Source organism: Anaerobacillus alkalilacustris, from assembly GCF_001866005.1.
Taxonomy (GTDB): domain Bacteria; phylum Bacillota; class Bacilli; order Bacillales; family Anaerobacillaceae; genus Anaerobacillus; species Anaerobacillus alkalilacustris.
The window spans coordinates 611328-633092 of record NZ_MLQR01000001.1 but is presented as its reverse complement, the minus strand read 5'-3'; the positions used below and the strand labels follow the sequence as shown (position 1 = coordinate 633092).

14 protein-coding genes are annotated in these 21765 nt (G+C 35.0%); all 14 read right to left on the bottom strand.

Features of this window, described 5'->3' with window-relative positions; all coding sequences use genetic code 11:
• Positions 1-232 precede the first annotated feature (232 nt).
• The 14 genes from BKP37_RS03070 to BKP37_RS03005 all read right to left on the bottom strand — a co-directional run bounded on the left by BKP37_RS03070 (position 233) and on the right by BKP37_RS03005 (position 21761).
• Entirely contained in the window at positions 233-1495 is a 1263-nt protein-coding gene (locus BKP37_RS03070; protein WP_071308218.1) for an extracellular solute-binding protein, read from the bottom strand.
• Positions 1496-1506: 11 nt separating this feature from the next.
• Positions 1507-3042, bottom strand: coding sequence for a response regulator transcription factor (locus BKP37_RS03065; protein ID WP_071308217.1), 1536 nt, complete (start codon positions 3040-3042; stop codon positions 1507-1509).
• Entirely contained in the window at positions 3035-4831 is a 1797-nt protein-coding gene (locus BKP37_RS03060; protein ID WP_071308216.1) for a cache domain-containing sensor histidine kinase, read from the bottom strand. Before BKP37_RS03060 ends, BKP37_RS03065 begins: the two co-directional genes overlap by 8 nt.
• Before the next feature lie 394 nt (positions 4832-5225).
• Entirely contained in the window at positions 5226-6806 is a 1581-nt protein-coding gene (locus BKP37_RS03055; protein WP_071308215.1) for an alpha-amylase family glycosyl hydrolase, read from the bottom strand.
• A 140-nt stretch (positions 6807-6946) separates the two neighbouring features.
• Positions 6947-7783 carry a sugar ABC transporter permease gene (locus tag BKP37_RS03050; protein ID WP_071308400.1) on the bottom strand — a complete coding sequence of 279 codons (837 nt, stop codon included), beginning with the start codon at positions 7781-7783 and terminating at the stop codon, positions 6947-6949.
• Positions 7783-9177 carry a carbohydrate ABC transporter permease gene (locus BKP37_RS03045; RefSeq protein WP_084034521.1) on the bottom strand — a complete coding sequence of 465 codons (1395 nt, stop codon included), beginning with the start codon at positions 9175-9177 and terminating at the stop codon, positions 7783-7785. The genes BKP37_RS03050 and BKP37_RS03045 overlap by 1 nt, the downstream gene beginning before the upstream one ends.
• A gap of 65 nt (positions 9178-9242) precedes the next feature.
• Positions 9243-10550: a sugar ABC transporter substrate-binding protein gene (locus BKP37_RS03040; protein ID WP_071308214.1), complete on the bottom strand. Its 1308-nt coding sequence runs from the start codon at positions 10548-10550 to the stop codon at positions 9243-9245.
• A 448-nt stretch (positions 10551-10998) separates the two neighbouring features.
• The gene (locus tag BKP37_RS03035) at positions 10999-11949 is read right to left on the bottom strand and encodes a sugar ABC transporter substrate-binding protein (protein ID WP_071308213.1); all 951 of its coding nucleotides are present in this window, start codon (positions 11947-11949) and stop codon (positions 10999-11001) included.
• A 282-nt stretch (positions 11950-12231) separates the two neighbouring features.
• A complete protein-coding gene (locus BKP37_RS03030) occupies positions 12232-14520 on the bottom strand; it encodes a pullulanase (protein WP_245712432.1) in 2289 nt (762 codons plus the stop codon).
• A gap of 230 nt (positions 14521-14750) precedes the next feature.
• Positions 14751-15737: a carbohydrate ABC transporter permease gene (locus BKP37_RS03025; RefSeq protein WP_071308211.1), complete on the bottom strand. Its 987-nt coding sequence runs from the start codon at positions 15735-15737 to the stop codon at positions 14751-14753.
• Between the two features lie 6 nt (positions 15738-15743).
• Positions 15744-16604: a carbohydrate ABC transporter permease gene (locus BKP37_RS03020; RefSeq protein ID WP_071308210.1), complete on the bottom strand. Its 861-nt coding sequence runs from the start codon at positions 16602-16604 to the stop codon at positions 15744-15746.
• Entirely contained in the window at positions 16601-18865 is a 2265-nt protein-coding gene (locus BKP37_RS03015; RefSeq protein WP_071308209.1) for a DUF5696 domain-containing protein, read from the bottom strand. Before BKP37_RS03015 ends, BKP37_RS03020 begins: the two co-directional genes overlap by 4 nt.
• Positions 18859-20883, bottom strand: coding sequence for a hypothetical protein (locus tag BKP37_RS03010; protein WP_071308208.1), 2025 nt, complete (start codon positions 20881-20883; stop codon positions 18859-18861). Before BKP37_RS03010 ends, BKP37_RS03015 begins: the two co-directional genes overlap by 7 nt.
• A complete protein-coding gene (locus tag BKP37_RS03005; RefSeq protein WP_245712439.1) occupies positions 20883-21761 on the bottom strand; it encodes a carbohydrate ABC transporter permease in 879 nt (292 codons plus the stop codon). Before BKP37_RS03005 ends, BKP37_RS03010 begins: the two co-directional genes overlap by 1 nt.
• Positions 21762-21765: the final 4 nt, after the last annotated feature.

The window sequence follows — 21765 nt, the reverse complement described above, 5'->3', positions numbered from 1 at the left end:
TATCCACTAGAAATCGCTTTCAAGTAACCGTATTCATTATAAGGAAAGTGTCTTTTATTATGATTCAGTATCAAAGAATTACTTCTCCATTTCCTGAGGTGTCTTTATTCAATCTCAAAAAAAGAAATAAGACACCTTTATTTGATTACTCTTAAACGCAGGCTTCATTAAGCGTACTCGAAGCAAACAAAGCAGCCAAAGCTGCTTTGTTTAACTCTTTATAATAAAAGTTTTAGTCGAAACTATTACTCAAAAGAATTTCATCTATTTCTTTTGCTGCTTCAGATAAACCTTCCTCTACACTAATGTTTTCTAAAAAGATGAGTTCTAAGTAATGACTATAAATTTCATTAATATTCTCAAATTGCGGAACAGAAGGTGGTAAAAATGCAGAACTAACACTATCTAAATACGGTTGATAATACGGTGTTTCATCAAAAGCTCCTGATAGATTAACATATTTATTGGTTGGCATTAAACCCGTTTGAGCCATATGCGTTTGTGCATCTATATCTGTCAGCCATTTAATAAATGTCCAAGCGGCATCCTTATGCTTCGCCGCTTTTGAAATAACAATATTTTCTCCACCTAGAATAGCTCTTTTTCCATTACTAATTGGAAATGGAGCCGCCACCGTGACCTTGTTAATAGAAGTAATCTGTTCTAAAGAGTAACTACTATAAAACCAAGGCCCCTCATCAATGACAAAATTTTGACCATCTAATACGTTAAACCATCGGTTACCATGAGTGACCAAATTACCTTTTTGAAATAAATCTAAAAGTTTTAAAACAGCATTAACGCTGTTCTCACTATCAAGATAACCTGTTGCTTTTGTATAATTATGGTCCAGCAATTGCCCACCAAGACCATAAAAATAATGTAGCGATCCCCATATCGAGAAATGATCCATACTAATAACAAACTGATTTCTTTCAACGATATCAATTAGCTCATCCATAGTTTTTGGTGGGTCCTCTTTAGAAGCTTCAAGTAACTCCTTGTTATAAATGCTAGCTTTTGTAAAAATATTTAAAGGGACTCCATAATATTTGCCGTTATAATAATTTGACTGTAATGGTGCCTCATAATACTGACCTTTCAATTTCTCAAAATCTTCAAATTCACTTACAGGATACAAAAGATCAAGTTGTGCAATTGCTGGAGTCCAATTGATATCCAACCTAATAACATCTGGGGGCTTGCCTGTAGATGCTCTAGAAATAATCGCAGACCTTAGCTGCATATTATAATGGTGTCGAACTGGCTTCACTTCAATCATTGGATATTCCGCCTCAAATAAAGGCAAGATAATAGTTTCAAAGATATGAGTCTCCGCCTCATTATAGGTATGCCAAAAAATAATCTGCTCTTTCGTTAGTTTACTTTCTACTGCTGGGCTGCTGTTTCCAATAATCGTTTGATTACCACAGCCTACAAGCAGTAATATCCCAATGACCAAACTATAGAAAATTTTATGTTGCAACCCCCACACAATTCCACCTCCTACTTTTGATGCTCTGTCCGGTAATCAACAGGTGAATACCCCGTCATTCTTTTAAATAATTTACTAAAATATTTGACATCTCTAAAACCAGATTTGGCTCCAACTTCATAAACCTTTAATGAAGTATGAATTAACAATTCAGTTGCCTTTTTTATTCGAAGTTCAATCACATAATCGATAAACTTTTGATCACTAAACTGTTTAAACAATATACTAAAATAATTTCTACTTATATGAATATGATCAGCAACTTTTTGAAGCGTCAGCTCTTCAGTATAGTGTTGGTGAATATAACTAAGGGCTCTTTCCATTAATTCATTATCACTATTGTGTTTATGACTTTGCTCTAATATCAGCTGATTACATTCTGCAATATTTTTATTAAGTATAATAATTAATTCATCAAGTGATTCTGCTTGTTGGAGCTCCTGACATTTATCAATTAGTATTGAGAGATTTAACTTACCTACAAATAAGCTAGATAATATATCACTTGCTTCTTGCTTAATGACTGTAGCTTGCAACTCCTCTTGCTTCCATTCGTTGTACATTTTTTCCATAAACATCGCTACTTTATTTTGGTCAACTGGCATGATAAATTGCTTCATTTCATTTGTCATCAAACGTTTTCCACTAATTTCTTTTGGCTCCACATAGGAAAATACTGATTCTTCAGGGTTAAAAAAACGTCTCTCACAAGCTAGGGAACTTCGCCTTATACCTTCACTAGCTTCTTCTATTTTTGAAATTACATCATATCCAAATGAGAAACTTACCTCTGCCTCTTTAATCAATACATCTTGTAATTGATGTATCATTTTTTTTGAATCAAGTTCAGTATTGATGAAAAAAAGTAAATCTGCATCGCCAATTGAAAAGCAAACCCCACGCTCAAATTCGCAGTAAAAACGCTCTTGAATCTCTTCAAGAATAAAATTTTTGTATAATACCCCATATCTTTCTTCAATCATTGCTAAATCATTCATTTTCATATAAATGACAAGAATTGAACCAGGCATCATCGTACAAATTTCATGATCACGAGAAAAAGCTTTACCTTTTAATAATAAACGTTTAATTTCTTGCTCTTGCTTTTTCCGTTCATTCAAGTTGGTAGATTGATCAGCAAACATTAGTTTTGTCTCAACTTCCTTTTCTTCATTCAAGAGCTTAACACACTTCTGAATTAATTCGACAAACTCTTCCTGTTCTAATGTTGGCTTTAATACATAGTCAATTGCCCCATATTTAATACCCTCTTTGACGTATTCAAACTCGTTATAACTACTAATTAATATAACTTTTAATTTTGGGTAGAGCTTCAAAGCTTTCTTCATTAACGTCAATCCATCCATGATGGGCATGTTAATATCCGTAATTAATATGTCAACATGGTTTTCCATCATGACTGTCAAGGCCTCTTCTCCATTTGGAAAGTCTCCTAAAAAAGTTAATCCCTCTTTCTCCCATTCCACCGAAGCCTTTAAACCAAATCGAATAACAGGCTCATCATCAACAATCATAACGTTATACACGCTTATCACCTCTATTTTCTGGTTTCAAGATCAATTTTACGCTTGTTCCATCCTTACTACTATTAATTTCAACTTTTGAATCTGATGTGAAATATAGGTTGACTGAGTCAAATACATGAAGTAAACCGATGCCAATAGACGCATTAGATACGACAGTAGACTGTTGAAGCGCATTTAATTTTTCCATCTCCATCCCTCTACCGTTATCACGGATGACTAATACAACACCATTTTCTACTTTTTGTCCAGAAATATGAATGTTACCTTCCTTACCAGTCGGCACAATCCCATGAAAAATTGCATTTTCAACTATTGGTTGTAGAAGCATCTGCGGTATAAGAAATTCATACACATCAACATCAATATCTATATGAAGATGAAACGTTTGATCGTAACGAATTTGCATAATGGCTATAAATTTTTCTATGATGTCTAATTCTTCTTGAACGGTAACAAACGTCCCTTTTTTACCCATATTTGCTTCAAGTAGCCTTGTTAATGCAGTCAAAGCCTTATTAGCACGATCAATTTGTTTAAAATTAACTAACCACCTAACTGTACTTAGTGTATTAAATAAAAAATGTGGATTAATTCGGTGTTTAACCGCCCGTAATTCTGCTTCTTTTTTTTGAATTTGTTCCTTTTCCACCTGCTCCATTAAGCGTTCAACTTTGTCGAGCATCCGGTTAAACTCCATGCTCATCAACCCAATTTCATCGGATGTTTGTACACTTGTTCTAACATTGAGCTCCCCTTCTCCAACAAGCTTCATTTGACTCGTAAGGACTTTAATTGGATTTGTAACTCGATTAGCAAAGAAGTAACCAATTAAAATAGCTAATATAAAGAAAATAACAGATGAAAAAATAACGACCTTTTGAGTTGATAATAATTGATCAGTGATTTCTTTGATCGGAACAATCCCTACTATCTTCCAACCGTTAGCAAGTGGTTGTTTTACTCCATAGTATTTAATGCCCTCTTCTATATACTCAAATTCTATCTCTTCTCTGTCCACTATACGATGATATAACTGTTCATTTGCAATCGTTTGATTGATCTTCTCCATATCTGAATCAATCATGATTTTTCCTTGTTGATCAACAACGAAAAAACGCCCTGTTTTTCCTAATTTAAGCTGATTTATATTATCAAGAACAGCATTTCCATCAAGAAAAACTTGGATGTAAGCAATATTATTTAAAGTATCGAAATCTTTCATTACCCGACTAATCGGTAAGACCAATTCAGTGCTTTCTTCTAAACCACTAAATCGTTCATATTGAAGCCCCTCCCAAAACAACTGTCCATTTAATTCAATTGAACCAATTACCCAATCTAACCTATTTAGATTAGTCTGATAGAATTTTTCCCATGAAAAATAACGACTTACCCAAATGGTTCCTTCTTCTTTTAATACATAAATCATCTTGACAAGTGAGTTTGAATGAATATGGACGCTTAAGAATGAATTCATCAGTTCATTGTTTTGCTGACGAACACGGTCAGGAAGTTCCTGATCCAAATCCATTTTAACTATCTCCTGAAGCTTTTCACTACTATAGATAAGATCCGACATATCACTTCCGGTTGTCAAAATGTTTGAGAGCGAATCTGCTGCTTGACGGGTAATTTGGATGGAAGATTCTCTTACATTTTCTTTTATTATGTTAGAAGATGACACATAAAAGAAAATACTAATAAACAAGGTGGGAATTAAGCTTACAATTAAAATACCCAAAATAACCTTTGTCGCAAATTGAGTTTTTTTCATATTATTATTGATCATCTTATCACTCTTTTTATACATAATTTCTGTTTTACCATTCATAAATTTGTTGTTATGTTAAAGGAATATGACTTGTCCTACATACTAGCTTCATTGGATATAATATTGTTCCCCTCACTATAGAGTAACACACACTTATTATCTATCGTTAATCAACTGTTAGAAACCGTTTCCACAAATATCATAGTGTCTTATATTACGATTAATCTCTCGTCGTTATTTATACAATAAAAAACGGTGTCTTATTTCTATATAACGTAGTAAAAAAAGACACCTTTATATAAAAACGTTACATCCGGTACTCTCCTTCAATAATTTCAACCTTCTAAAAGTGTGAAAAAACACCACTTAATCATTAATTAAGATGGTGTTTTTTATTTTAAATGTCAGCTCTTTATTTTTGTAATATTACTGTAGTATAGGCTGGTATCTTTAAGACATTATTGTTTAATTCAATTTCCTCAATATTCCCAATGTGAAAAAAGTATTTTTGATATTTACTCAAATCACCTTCAAGGTCTATTACTTTTATTTCACTTGTTAAATTGTGTACAACGAGTTTCCCTTCATTGTCAGTTGCTCGTTCAAAGGACAAGATGCCTCGCTCACTTATACGTGTACTTTTTATTTCTCCTGCAATTAACGCTTCACTAGATCTTCGTGCATAAATCAATTCTTTATAATGATTTAATAAGGAATTTTCATCTTGCATTTGAGTTTCTACATCAATTCCATTTTCACTACTATGATACCGATCTATCCTCCACGTTGTTTGACCTGCTCCCTTAGGATCTTCATACCACCTCATCGGCAAACGAATATCTTCATCTGGTTTCTTACCTACCATGCCAATTTCTTCCCCGTAATAAATATACGGATTTCCTGGTAATGTTAATAATAATGCTGCGGCCATTTTTGCATGGTTCATATTATTATTTAGTTCACTCATCACACGGTTCATATCATGATTGGTAATAAAAGTTGAATCGATAAAGTCTTCAGACATTTTATTGAAATAGTTTCTTGTTCTTTCAAGTTCTGTCACTAACCCAGCGTCAGCTTCAGACCTTACAGAAGCTAAAATTTTATCAGATAAATCAAAATTAAAGGCTGATTGTAGACCACCATCTAAATATGGAGCAACGACTGTTGCTGTATCCCAAATTTCTCCTACTAGGATTACTTCAGGATTTACTTCTTCCATTTCACTTCTAAATTCTCTCCAAAACTGATGATTTTTCTCTTGATAATCACTTCCATGGTATATACTATATATATGTTTGGCAGCGTCCAACCTGAAACCATCAACGCCAACTTCTTCAAGCCAAAAACGTCCTATTTCATAAATTTCTTCTCTGACCTTTGGATGATCGATATTCAAATCAGGCATGCCATCCCAAAACACACCTTCGTAAATATTATTCCCTGTACCGTGCCAAACTTGCTGCCCCCATTCTCCACGTTGACTAGTGTTTGTATCTTCATCTGCCCAAACATAAAAATCACGGTATCTCTCATCATTTTTAAGTGCTGCTTGAAACCATGGATGTTCTTGACTTGAATGATTTATCACAAGGTCTTTAATTACTTTGATCCCTCTTTTGTGTGCTTCTTCAATAAACTCTTTAAAGTCATCGAGCGTTCCATGTTCCGGGTTTACATCCATATAATCAATGACATCATATCCATGATAACTAGGCGATGGATTAATTGGCATTAACCAAATTCCTTCTACACCCAACTCTTGTAAATAATCAAGTTTGGATGTGGCTCCTTTGAAGTCCCCAATTCCATCTCCTGTTGAATCATAAAAAGCTCTAATAAATATTTCATAATAGACACCATGCGGCTCAATTGTTTTCAGATTTCCCCTTTCAAATGTTATTTGGTTATTTGTTTTGTCTGAACAACCAACCAACAAAAATATGACTGCAAGTACGACTGTTAAAACTAATCTTTTTTTCTTTTTTAACATAAATTCAGCTCCTGTTATTATTCTTTTAAAAACAAACGAAAAATATAGAGAATAAGAGTCTCCTTCTAAGAGACTCTCATCAAAACTACTGTTTCATACAATTATTTTCCACCGCGAAATTTTAGACGAATTTAAAGAATTTAGCCTTTATTCGCTCCTGCTCTTAACCCTTCTGTTAATGGTTTTTGAAGTACCATAAATAAAATCGTTATTGGAACAGCTACAAGTACTGCCCCTGCAGCAAACGTAGTAAATTCCGTGTTACCAAGTCCTTGTACCATCTCAAAAAGGCCAACAGCTAACGTTTTATTAGTATCCGTCCTAAGTACAAGTCTTGCTAAAATAAAGTCCATCCATGGTCCAATAAAGTTCATTACCGCAATAAATACCATGATTGGCATTGAAAGAGGCATCATAATTCTAAAAAAGATCGTTAAATGTCCAGCTCCATCCATTTTTGCAGCTTCTTCTAAACTTCTTGGCATTCCATCGAAATAGCCTTTTACAAGCCATGCTCCAAATGGGATTGATCCACCTGCGTAAACTAAAATTAAGCCCCAATGATTATCTAAAAGATTCATTTGTAGAAGTAAAATATAGATGGCGATCATCGCCATAAAACTCGGAAACATTTGTAGTACCAAGATGGTCATCAAACCAGCTCGTCTGCCCGGAAAACGGAAACGTGAAAAAGCATAAGCTGCAGTTAGAACTAAAAAGGTCGATATAATCATATTCCAAAAAGCAATTTTAAGAGTATTCATATACCAACGTGCATAGTCGGTTTCGGTAAACAAATAGATATAGTGGCGAAGTGATAAGTTTTCAGGAAATAAACTCGTTGCAAAAAGCGTATTTCCAGGGTTTAGTGAACCTATAATAACAAAGTAAACAGGATATAAAATCATAATACTCGTGACTATTAGCACTCCATATATGGCAAACATCCGGATAAATTTCTTTATTTTTTTATTCATCATTTCATCATATCCTCTTCTTTAAATGCTCTTGTTTTACTAAAGTTCCAAACAGAGAAAATTGCCACTACAATAAAAATTAATAGTCCAACTGCAGATGCCATAGCAAATTGGTTATGATCAAAGGTCATTTTATAAATCCAACTAATCAAGATATCTGTCGAGCCTGCATAACTATAATCTGGATTTGTCGGACGTCCCTCTGTAAAAAGGTAGATCATATTAAAGTTATTAAAATTACCCGCAAAGCTCATAATTAATAATGGTGACGTCGAAAACATAACAATTGGAAACGTAATACTTTTAAACTTTTGCCAAGCGCTAGCACCATCAATTTCAGCAGCTTCATACTGTTCTTTATCAATCCCCGTCATGACTCCTGCCATCAAAATCATCCAAAACGGGAAGCCAAACCACATGTTCACACCGACTAACGTTATTTTTGCCCACGTCGGATCAGAGAAAAACGGAATTGCACTAAGTCCCCATTCTGCTAAAATCGGAAATTGATCTATTAAGTTATTGATATATTTATTGATTGGTCCAAACTGACCATTAAAGATATTACGCATGATTAAAATCATAACAAATGCAGGAATTGCCCAAGGTAAAATAAATATTCCACGCCAAAACCGTTTGAATTTCACACCTTCAGAATTGATCAATACAGCGTAGAAAAATCCTAGAAAGAACGTCGTAAAAGTTGTGAGTACCGCCCAAATAATTGTCCATGTAAACACACCGTAAAACGTTCTGCTCCATGAATTCCTATTGAATAGATCAATAAAGGTCTGAAAGCCAACCCAATCGACTAAATTTCGTGGCGGTAGGTAGTTAGGTCCTGAATAGTTTGTGAACGCAATCATGACAGAAAAGACTAAAGGTAAAATTGTTAAGAAAAGCGTAAAAATGACTGTTGGAGTTAAAAGAATATAGGCAAATCCGTTCTCCCAACTATTTTTTAATGATTGTCTAAAGTTTCGTGGTACTAACCCTTTATCTCTTGCTCTTCCGACTTTATAAGCATCACGTACACTAATAATATAAACACATGCAATAATCAGCGCTATTAATATAGCGATAATTCCTTCTATCATTAAGAAAATGGAATGGTGTCCTTCAAAAACAACTCTTCCTCTTTCACGAATTTGAGGTGCTTCTCCTAATGTACGAAGTCCCCACATCGCCCATTGAAAAGGTTGCGAATAAAAAATGATGATGTATAACCATAGAACTATGAAGAAAAGACCTTTTACAATTTGTCGATTGTAAATTTGTCCCAATCCCATAAATAGAAAAGATAATAAAAAAGCGATAAAAGCTTTGGTTTTTATGAAATTTACTAATGGTTTATTTTCATTTGGTTTTGATTCTGGAGTCGGTAATCCTACCATCTTTTGTCCCACCTTTATTTGAAGGTTCCCAATCTAGAATTTCTAAGCTTGGGAACCTAAATTTATTATTTGTTTAAGATATCAATCGACTCACTAAGTTGTTCTACAGCACTATCTAAAATGCTTTGGACGTCGCGATCTGTATTCCAAATGCTTATAAATGCATCACCCATTGGTCCCCATACAATTTGCATTTCAGGAATATTTGGCATAGGTTGTGCATATTGTGCTTGTTCTAAGAAACCGGCTAAAACTGGATTATCTAAAATTACCTCACTTTCAAGAAGATCTAAGTGTGGTGGTAATTCACCTGTCATTTCAAAACGTTTCTCAAGCATTTCTTCACTCGTTGCAAATTTTGCATAAAGCGCAGCAGCATCAGGGTAATTAGTGTATGCGCTCACGTAATAACCTTTGATACCTGAAAAACTTGTTGGACGTTCACCATTGCTTAGTAATGGTAATGGTGCAACACCAAAGTTAACCTCTGCTTCAGTATGTGGTCTAATATCCCAAGGACCAGAAATTCGGAACATCACTTGATTTTCGTTGAAAAGCGTTCCAATAACGTCACCAGTTATATCTTCTGAATTCAGTGGTAAACTCGCTTCTCTAATTTCACGCATAAATTCACCTGCTCGAATTGCACCTTCGTTGTTTAATCCAGTTACGGAAGGATCGGTGTTATCGTCGCCAAAAATAAAGCCTCCATATCCACCTAAAAATGCATGAACGAAGTAATAGTTACCAGGTTCAAACATAATCCCGTAATGGTCAGTTCTTACGTTTGTAAATTCTTTTGATATTTTTAGTACTTCTTCAAATGTTTCTGGAACTTCATCAACAAGATCTTTATTGTAATAAAGGGCATATGTTTCAATCGCATATGGATAGCCGAAGATTGTATCATTTACTGATGTCCCAAGGACAGCTGCATCCATGAATTTTTCTTCATAATACTCTGGAAAGAAGTTTTCTATAATTAGACCTGCAGAATCCATGTTTCCTGCATGGTCATGTGCACCTGCAAATACATCCGCTCCAAGACCCGCCGGTCCATCTGTTTGCAATATACCCGGTGCATCAGTATGACCTACTTCTGCTACCGTTACTGGGACACCATATTCTTCTGTGAATTTTTCAGCAACATATTCTGCCCACTCGCGATGAGTATCACCATTGTCCCATATGAGTAATTCTGCACCTTCTTCAGGAATGATTTCAAATTCAACATCTTGAGTTTCTCCACTCTTCTCTTCAGCGACAGTAGTATTCACTGGCGGTGCACTTTGTGGTGGTGCTGAACAAGCTGCAAGAATACCAACGGATAACGCGGCAGTTGCTAACACATTAAAAATATTTTTGATTTTCATTTCATTAATCCCTCCCAATTTATTGTACTTACAAGATCATTACTGCTAATGCAAACGATTTTGTCATCCTTCTTAAAGTATCAGTACTCGGTGGTATGTAGCACTTTCAACAAAAAGTAACTTTAAAGCTGAACCTCAATCAGTGGGGGTCTTACTGCCCCTTAAGAGTGGGATAAATTTAAATAAACTTTTATTTTTTTCATTTTTTAGTTCCCCCTTATTTATTTGGTACAACCTTATTATCTATCGGAAAACGCTTTTAGGAAACCGCTTTCATTAAGAGCGAAGTGTAGTATATTATGATAAAACAAAACATTTTTTCCATTTAATTAACAATGGTGGTTTTTATTAATCTTTGTATCGGAACATATTACACCTTTTGCGTTAGGACAAAACAAAAAAGCAGCCTAGGCTGCTTCATAAATTGACTTTAAATAACTCATTTTAATCATCTCAATAACTCTCTTTGAAACGCTAGCCTTTGTGTGGCATTACCTTTAATAATAATGTCCACACCTGTATCTATATTTCTTTCTACTGTCTCACCACTTAGCACTTTCTTTGCCATTTCAACACTTATATATCCCATATCATACGGGTTTTGTGCTACTGTTCCTGATAAATGCCCTTCTTCTATTAACTCTATCATTTTATTAATACCGTCTGCTCCAATAACAAGCACGTTAAGATTAAATTCCTCTATTGCTTCATACACACCTAATGCCTTAATGTCTGTATCAGCAAATACACCTTTTATGTTAGGGTGTTCTTCCAATATTTCTTCCATTACTTCTTTAACGTGCCCTGAATAATTCGGTAAATCTACTGCTTTTGTAACTATGTTAACGCCTACTGCTTCTAAACTGATCTTTGCCCCTTTTATTCGATCACCTGAAATAGGGTGGTTTATATCGCCTGAAATTAATGCGACTTCATTTCCAGGTTGAAGTTGTGATGCTAGTAACATTCCCCCTATTCTCCCTAACTCAATGTTATTTGTACCAATATAGGCTGTTTTATTTTCCCAAGGATCATCAGTATCTAGTAACAATACGGGAATATTATTTTCATAGAACTTATCTAATATTGGAACAATTTCTGAATTTAAGGGAGAAACTATTAATAGATCTGGATTTTCCTTAAGAATGTTTTTTAACAAATTCTCCTGGTTGTCTTCTTCTGCTTCGTAACTAGGTGCAACCACTTTCCCTTCTAAACCAAAATTACGAAATCCTTTTTGCGCTCCTGCTTTTACTATGTTCCAATACTCTGTATCTAAATCTTTTAATACAACTACTACCTTTGGTTTTTCTTCTAAAAGACGGTCTACATTAGCAACAATTATGATGGTTAAAAGAGTTAATATAATATACAATAATAGAAATCTACTTCTCAACACCCTAGCCTCACCTTTTATATTTATTAACAAGAAATTACATCTCATGTTCATAGATTAAGACTATTATCATACATAAATCATATTCATTAAACCTTTTCTATCAAGAAAGAAGTGTCTTTTATCATCATTTTTCAATTAATCAAAAGTATTGTAATACAGCACCTATCTTTCCTATAATTTTAATAAATAGCAGGTAACAAAAAGCTGCTCATTATTATAAACCTTATTAAACTTTTTTCTTTAAGCTATTGTAAATTGATTGTTTTTGAAATTCTCTTTCCCTTACTCACGATCCATCTTAATTACAACTGTTGTTAAAGGTTCGATCGTAATGCTATCTTCTGTCAGTGTAAAACCTGATCTTTCTGATACTTCTTCTATTCCAGCTTCATCACTGTCTACTAACACTGTCCCACTTAATAAATTTTTATTTAAAGTTAATGTTCTTTCTTCAGTATCGGCATTAACAAAAACATAATAAGCTGTACCATCTGTTGCTTCATTTCGATAGCCAATTACTAAGTCTCGTGTGTTAATTTCTGGTGCATTTATTAAAGTTACATTTGAATTGATTAATTCTTTTGTTCCTAATCTAAAAGCATCTGTTGATCTTCTTAAAGCAATAAGACCTTTTGTATACTCTCTCGTAAGATTGTTTACCGGGAAAACTTCGGCATTGGCCGCTTGTTCCCAATTAAATAGATTTATTGCGTCTGAGGAGTCGTAGGAATCATGGATAAAATAAGGGTAAGTAAACGGATTTCCATCTTCATCTACCATAAACGTTGACTTATAAGGTTCACTTGTAGTCTCCGCTCTAAACTGCTTCGTACGTCCAAATTCTTGACCTGCATGAATAAAGGCCTTTCCTTGTGATGTTAACAGTAATGAATTTCCAAGTCTAATTCGTTGATGAATCTCTTCTTGATGAAGATCAGGATCCTTCTTAATGGATAAAGCAATGACATCATGTAATGTTAAATTATCATGAGCTTCTATATATTGAACAACATCGCCCGGGCTGCTTGCAACAAAATTATGCGGCTGGGCCTTGATGTTATCAAATATTTGTTCGATCTTTCTTGCTCCATTCGTAATGAATCTTAATTCTCCTTCATAAGGATAGCCAGACTTTAATTCGTTTCTAAAATCATCAGAGAATACACCAACACTTTCTGTATACTGCATCCAATCTTGGTCTGCTGGAGTAATATACTCTTTTCCTTCATCACCAACAAAGGTTCTCCAGCCTTCACCAATCATAATGATATTCGGATTTAACTCTTTTGCACGGTCATAGGCGATTTGAATACTTTCAGCATCGTGATCACCCATCATATCAAAACGGAATCCATCCACTTTGAACTCATCTACCCAATAAAGGATTGAGTCTACAAAAATTCTACGTGCCATTTCATGTGTAGTCCCTAAACGTCCACCACCAAAACTTATTCTTGCTGTACCATCTTTATCCATAAAATAGTAATAATTAGGGGCAAGATCTTCAAATATTTCCACTCTAGCAGTGTGATTGTAAACCACATCAAGAATAACTCCCATACCACGACTATGAATTTCATCAACCAATTTTTTAAATTCGTAAATTCTTAACTCTGGATCATTCAGATTTTCCGAATACATTCCAGAAAGAGAAAAATAACTATGCGGATCATAGCCCCAATTATAATTCGTTCCCGTTGATGCATAATCTAACATTCTTACGGAATTTCCCCACTCATCTGCATTAAAGTAACTCATGATTGGTAATAGTTGAATGTGAGTTACACCTAAATCTTGAATATAATCTAGTTTTTCTATGAAGGCTGCAAATGTTCCAAACTGGGCACTAAGCTCATTTTCAATGCTTGGGTCTGATGTGAAATCTCTGACATGAACTTCGTAAATAATAGCATCCTCTCTCTTCTCGAATCCTTCGATTTCTGCAAAATCTAACTTAGGTCCAATTGTTGAAGGATCAACAATCGCCGCTTTCCCTATTGAATACTGACCATTGCTATTCCATGCAGCCATAGACTTTGCATATGGATCTAATGCTATTTTTTTCACACCGCCATGATCAATTTTATAATGATAGAAATAACCTCTAACATTACTTATTTCTGTATTCTCTTCATTAAGTGTTACCTGCCAAACACCACGATCACCTTTTGTCATTTCAATTTCATCTTTTATTACGACAAATTGATCATCCTTGTCATACAAAATGACTGACACATATTCAGCCAATGGTGACCATAACTTTAACGTTGCGGTTCCATCTTCATGTAACATGGCACCTAATTCTCCATCGTATGCATACATTTCATCAATTAATCTCCAGTCGATAACAGTACTTAGACGAAGTGTATTCTCCCCGTAAGTGACAGTAAAAGGAGAATGCATCGAGTCAAAATTACCATTAATATCCATTCGTTCACTATCTAAAATTGTAACACTGTCAATTTCTAATTGATTACCGTTTTTATCTAAAACGTTCAATTCCTTTGCCCATCCTGCTTCACTTAAAATACTAGCATCAGATACTCGAACTCGAATTTTGGAATCCGACAACAATTCACCTGCATCACCCTAGTTGAAGCTTGTTCATTTAACGATGTGTTGACCGTTTGCTCCTTACCTTTTATCATATTCACAACTAGGATAATACTGGCTACTAGGATAACAACGACAAAAATAGTAAAAGCGTTCATCCGCATACTACAACTCCATTCGATTTTTTTATTTCGTTTAAGGAAACAGGCTATGATTTTACAGCATAGCCTGTTTTGAATATCAAAATATTATTCACCGGTAATACCTGATTTATCGATACTTTCCACAAACCACCTTTGGACAATGAGATAGAAAATCGCTAGTGGTATAATCGAAAGAATCGTTCCAGCAAAGGCGATTGCTTCGGTATAACTTAAGTTCGGATTAACACCAGGATCACCTGCTCCACTCGTGTGGGCCACTTGCTCAAATTGTAGCTGTAATGAGCTTAGCAGCATTGGAACGGTCTGAATTTTGCCCTCTAAATAAAACGAAGTTAATAATGTTTCGTTCCAATATAGAGCAAATGCGTAAACACCAACAATGATAAAAGCCGGCCGAACCATCGGAAGAGCGATCGTCCAAAACGTCCGTAATGCACCTGCTCCATCAAGGAAGGCTGCTTCCTCCATCGACTTTGGAATCATTTTAAAGAATTGATAGAATATGAGAATAAACAGAGCCGCTTGTTCTCCTTGACCAGTTAAAGCTGGCATTGCCAATGCTCCGATATTCCCCTTTAAATTTAATTCGGTAAAAATTTGATATCTCGGAATAAAAAATAATGTTTTCGGAACGATGTAAGTAAATAACAACAATAGGAAAACCATCTTTTTTCCTCTGAAATCAAACCTAGCTAACCCATAGCCGATTAACGCTGACGAAATGATCACACATAATGTTGAAATACCAGCCAATAATGCGGTACTCACAAAAGCATTTGGCAGCTTCAATGCTCGCCATGTCAATTCATAATTAAAGGTATAAAAGCTAGTTGGAATCCATTCAACTGTACTATCAGCCAAATCTAAGTTCGACATGAAGCTTACTGACAACATATAAAGTAATGGATAGAGAAAAACAAAGCCGAAAATGATTAAAATCGTATAGGTGGATAATTTGTGTAACCATCCATCGTTCATTTGTGAACCGAAGAAAATCTTATTTATTTTTTGTTTGTTTATATTCACTTGGGACGTGAAACGATTATATGATTCTTGTAAGTTACTATACATTTATTCTCACCTCAGACTTGTCTTTCTACTACGAGTCATAAAATACAATAAGGAAATCAGCACAATTTGTACGAGTGTATATAGAATAGATAATGCTGAAGCATATCCTTCACGCCTAGAGCCATCATAAGTGGACTCCATAATAATACTGATAATTGGATTCATTTCAAAATTTGCTAGGAAAACAACGACAAAAATGACACAAACACTCACTAATGGATAAATGGTAGGCAATGTAATTTTCCAAAAAGAAGTCCATACCGAAGCTCCATCAATTGACGCAGCCTCATACATATCCTTACCCACCTTTTGAAGTGCGGCAAGGAAAATGAGAATCGGAACTGCACTATACCACATTAACTGAACAATCAGTTCAAATAGTGATACAATCCACAAAACAACCTCTTCTCTAGGAATGATCGTATAGATTACATCTAGTAGAACCCGATTTGCACTAACGGCCATCCCGCCATAACTACTCATATTCTCCATCAATTCACCACTCATAATGATAATCGGTAAGAAAAACAACAAACGGAAAAACGACTTTCCTTTAATTTTTTGATTCAGCAATACGGCAATGATGACAGATAGAGCAATAATCACCGGTACGTATAACAATGTGGTGATAAAAAAGTTTTGGGCTGCGACAACGAAATCAATATCTTCAAACAAAATTCTTTGAAAGTTTTCAAAACCAACCCAATTATATCTCCATCCTGATCTGCTTCCAAAAGATACATTATGAAAGCTCATGTAAATCGTTCTATACAACGGATAGACAACCAAAACTAAAAAGCCGATAATCCACGGGCTAATAAAGAGAATGCCAGTTAAAGCTTTTTTCTGCTTCATACTCAGTGTCATAATATCACAAACCCTTTTGATTTAATTTGCACATCTTCATAGAAATAGTCGGTATCATTATAATTAATCATGATTTCCTTCCCATTGCTATATGTGACGATCACGATTCCATGATCAACAATCCTATGGTTGATCATTTCATAGCCGATTACTTCACTTAGTGATTCATTGATGTTTTGATAGAAATCATCAATTCGGCCCTCCAAATATTCCATTTCGGAGACGTAGATGTTATTCGATGCCGTTCTCTTTAAGTTGTAGGCGGATTCTCCAGTTAGTACAAATGATGGATAAACACCAAACTCGATTAACTTTAATATCGATTCCTGGTCATTTGATGAGAAATTCATATAAGGGGAATACATATCCTTATATCCACTTAGAACTAATGAAACTAATGGTATCGTTGCATCGACAAACTGCAGCTCCGAGGAAGTGATTGGAGTATCAAAGTAATCATCAATCAAGGAAAACAAGTAAGCATCTGGTGTATACATACTCGTACGAATTCCATGATCATGGAAATATTGCAGTAAATTCTTTGTGTACTCCATTCCCTCAACACTGCTTCCAATCGTACCTTTGTCATAATGAGTAAATAAACTGCCAGATAAACTTTCTAATGCCAAATGACCAATTTGATGTTTTTGGTAATTTTTCATATCTTTTTCAGCTAATGAAGTGAAAAATTTCGGATTGTTCATGAAATTAATGACATTAAGATTGTGATTCCACACGCTAAAATCTTGTCTGTTCATTTTGTTCGCTGTGTATTTGGTTTTATCAAAATAGGACTGTGCGTAATCAACATAATATTGGAAGGCAATATCATTATCAGCGAAAAACTGTAACGTTTCTTCAAATTCATTCTTCCCACCGAGATTTCTAAGTACATCAAATTTATACGTACGGTCTTTTTGAATAAAGGTTTTAAAGCTGACATTTAAATGGTTATAGCCCTTCTCCAATAAGGATTTCGTCACCTCTTTAGCTTGACGGTATGTGGTTGCTGAAACATTCTCCATTCCAAGTGTACCCATGGTCACTTCATTATTAATAAAATCAATTTTCATCGGAATGTTCTCGAAATCCAGAGTGTTTCTCTGCGTTAATGCGTCTTTCTTCTCAAGAAGATCTCGATAATTTTTAGCGACTCCTACATAGTTCGCTTGCTCACCATTTAAAAACACATATCTTTGCACTAAATCAAACTGATTCGGTTTTGGCTGAAAACCGAGCACGTATTGATCTTCATTAACTCTACTTTGAAATTGAGCATAAGCCGTACGATAGTTATACGTAAAATACGATTGATAATAATCGGTATTTGTATCTCTTGATCGGTAATTATACGTGGCATAACTGCTTCCACTTTCCGAAATTACTAATAACCCTGCTTGATCGACCTCATGAATAATACCGAAAATGGGCAAAGATACTCTTTCTAAAGGCTTGACCGTAAAACGATTTCGACTTGACCTTGGGTTATTTTCATACCCCATGTCTCTTCCATAAACTGACGCGGAATATCCTGTTGTAAACGTAGGTGTTTCCTTTAGGTTAATAATCGCTCCAGATCCGTCTGGAATTACAATATACCCGTCTTCTTTATGAGTGGCGCTACCAAAAAACGGATAGATAATCAGGTCGTTCATTGAGATATTATTATTTCCTGGTCGCCATAAATCAGGGTTATATTCTACTACACTTTCTTGTGGTATATTAAACAGTAAATCTCCACCTTGCAGTGTAACGATGGCATCGAATTTTATTTGTTGTTCTGTAAAATCAACAGCTACCCTAAACCCATCCTCTAACATTTCATAAGTCTTTTCTACTTTTGAATCCATTACCGTTCTTCTACCAGGTGTGAAACGATCATAGGTTATTAAGGATATACCTGATTTCATAAATCTGATCATTTCTTGACTGTACCCTTCTGCTTCTAGGTCGCGATGCACATCATACGAGAACCATGTATAACCATTACATTTGTCTCTAACAGCAATGGCCAACGTTTCTTCTTCCAGATAAAGCTCTAACTGTTCATTTTCTGCCAATTTTTTAAATCGTTCAGGAATATTCGTTTCTATCAGAGGGTTCGTACATATTCCCATTTGATCATTGACTGTCACACTTCTGAAATTATCCTGTGCCACCGCAATCCCATATGGCACATTTATGGTGTTGATGAAGAAGCTCGCCCCGAGTATTGCTACAACAAGGAGTGCGACTCCGTATTTCCAGTATTTATCTACCACCGTTTACTCACCTCCGCTACAACATCAATTAGGAAATGAATCATTTGGTTTCCTAATGAATATAAAACAAATATAAATAAGCCTATAATCAACATCGTAAAGATACTTTTTGAAATGACACCAATCGTTTCTCCGACATCATAATTATGCATATCTTTGATCATAAAAAACGTTAAGAATACGACCCATAGGAACATGGCTTGAATCGGAAGATAATAAAAGACCGACTGTTCTAACGTTAAGCCATTACTAAATAAAATGACTGCTGGCATGATGATCAAAATCGGGCTGATTGCATACGCTGTACCATTATACACATGGGTAAAAGTACCTTCTCCATCATTAATGGAACAAATTAAATAGTTCGATACTAACCATAAGATGAAAAGAAAGATCATGATGGATAATTCATACAAGATGTATCCATTTTTAGGTACAAAAATGACATTGGTATACATATGATGAAGAATAAACGTAATCGCCATTAATAGATAAATCACTGTTGATGATTTTTTGGCTACTCTGTTTTTTTCTTGAATTTCATAGATGCCATTTAACGGCCCCCTCAAAAAGGAAAACATATATAGCAGATCATCGATCACTTTTACTCGACGGATGACACCGACCTTTTGGGAGACAAGTACTCCATAGTGATACTTTCGATTTAAGAACTTATGAGTATACCATGCAATCAGGATCGTCATTAGCAACATAAATACGATATTCAAATTATTTTCCAACCATGCTTGTCGCATTTCCCAAAAAGCTTCTGAAATTCCTTCAGTATATTTAGCTGCATAAAACTCTTCATATGCTCTTTCTGGTACACCTTCACGAAGGTAAGCATACCCTAATCCAATGTGTGCATGGTCGAATATTGAATTATATTTCATCGTATATTCCCATAACTCTTTACTTTCGGTATATTCCCCTGCTTGATAAGCGGACATAGCATGGTGAACGGCATCTGCAAATTGCGTTGTCTCATACGTTTGGAGGATCTTCGCACCTTGGTCAATCACAAGAAGCTCATCTGATGATTTTGAAGCAATGCTTACCGGTCGTTGCAAAAGACCAAATCTACTTGAGTTGACATCATTACCACCAAATAAGAATAGTAGATTCCCTTCAGAATCATACTCGAAGATCCAGCCTTCTGATGAAACAGAATATACATTGTTATACTTTCCAATCCAAACGCTTTCCATATTGAAAGTAGCTACTAAATCATCTGAAAAAAAGTTCGTACCTGAGACATTAAATTTTTTGATTGGGTTCGTCTCAATCGATGAAGTAACTGTATAAATAAAGCCTCTTTCATCAATAGCAAGATTACTAGGAACATCTGGGAAAACCCGCTCGATCTTCCTTTGTTGTGCTTCGGTTAAAAGGAAAGACCTAATTTGGTCTAGTAGCGGTACTTTCAAAGGATTAGCACCAAAGAACGTGATAAAATCACCATCTCGGTTTAACATGATCAATCCGTTAACTGAACCACTGCTTCTTACATAAATATTCCCCCTTACATCAACTGCGATATGCGTCGGACTAAACGAATAACCTTCGTTAAAAACAGGAGATTCAGGCTTACCTATTTCTCTCACATATTCATGAGTCGATTTCTCAAAAATATAAATTTTACTAGCGGAACTATCTACGACATAGATATACTCTTCCGTCACAAAAGTACTTCTAATTTCACTAAACTTGTCACTGATTAGTTCTTTATAAAATCGATAGTTGTTATCTAAAATATAAACCTTGTTACGAGCACTATCAGTGATATAAACAAAATCCTCATCGTCGACAAATACATGCTCTGGTGTTTCTAATTTTTCACCATTTATGGTACTGATTTGCTTGGTTGGCGTATAGGCAGTCTGAGTCTTACTAATCATTCCTTGACTGTCACTGGTGTACGTATAATACGGAACTTCAGCCATTACTGTTGAATGAGGGTTTAGAAGCTGAAAGATCATTACAATGAAAAATATCATTTTCCCATATTTCCTCATCATTATTTAATCCCCGTATGAGCCATAGAATTCATGACTTTATTTTGTAAAATGATAAATAAAATTAGATTTGGAACAAACATAATCAATCCAGCCACGGCCGCCAACCCAGCACCTGCCACGATATTACCAGACTGTGAGATTAAAGTGTCTAAATAAAACGGAAGCGTTCGGATCGATTCTTGATCCATAAATATGGTGGAACTTTCCACATTTGCCCAGCTTGCCTGGAAGGTTAAAATAGCAACTGTTACAAGAGCAGGCTTCACTAAAGGCAGCATGATGCTCCAGTATATTCGCAAGTTACTCGCTCCATCGATTTTTGCCGCCTCAATGACGTCATTAGGAATTTGATCCATAAATTGCTTCAACAAAAATATCCCTATCGGCATTGCGAGTAACGGGATAATATGTGCCCAATACGTATTGAAAATCCCCATATTCACAATGATGATAAATCGCGGAATCGCTACTGCAATTGGTACAAACATTAACGCTAACGTATTAATTTTATTAAAGGTTTCTTTTCCTTTGAAATCTAATTTTGATAAAGCAAATGCAGCTAAGGAGCTGACTAACATGGTCAGTATGATAACCATAGTCGTCACGTATAAACTGTTAAACACATACCTAGTTAAAGGCATACCTGATTCAGCAGAAAAATTTGCGAGTAACCGAAAATTTTCTAATGTCGGTGCTTTAACAAAAAATGTCGGCGGATAGGCAAATAACTCGGTAAACGGTTTAAAAGCATGGTTAAAAATAAAAATGATCGGAAGCGCCATAAAAATCGATAAAAATGTTAAAAAGAAATGAAATTTCAACTGATCCCTATGAAACTTCTTGGGATTAAATTTTATTGAACTCGCCAATGTTTTCACCACT

Bases quoted from the DNA above. Each gene is read 5' to 3' on its own strand.
- BKP37_RS03060 (WP_071308216.1), bottom strand. From the start codon at position 4,831: ATGATCAATAATAATATGAAAAAAACTCAATTTGCGACAAAGGTTATT.
- BKP37_RS03055 (WP_071308215.1), bottom strand. From the start codon at position 6,806: ATGTTAAAAAAGAAAAAAAGATTAGTTTTAACAGTCGTACTTGCAGTC.
- BKP37_RS03050 (WP_071308400.1), bottom strand. From the start codon at position 7,783: ATGAATAAAAAAATAAAGAAATTTATCCGGATGTTTGCCATATATGGA.
- BKP37_RS03045 (WP_084034521.1), bottom strand. From the start codon at position 9,177: ATGGTAGGATTACCGACTCCAGAATCAAAACCAAATGAAAATAAACCA.
- BKP37_RS03040 (WP_071308214.1), bottom strand. From the start codon at position 10,550: ATGAAAATCAAAAATATTTTTAATGTGTTAGCAACTGCCGCGTTATCC.
- BKP37_RS03025 (WP_071308211.1), bottom strand. From the start codon at position 15,737: ATGTATAGTAACTTACAAGAATCATATAATCGTTTCACGTCCCAAGTG.
- BKP37_RS03020 (WP_071308210.1), bottom strand. From the start codon at position 16,604: ATGACACTGAGTATGAAGCAGAAAAAAGCTTTAACTGGCATTCTCTTT.
- BKP37_RS03010 (WP_071308208.1), bottom strand. From the start codon at position 20,883: ATGATGAGGAAATATGGGAAAATGATATTTTTCATTGTAATGATCTTT.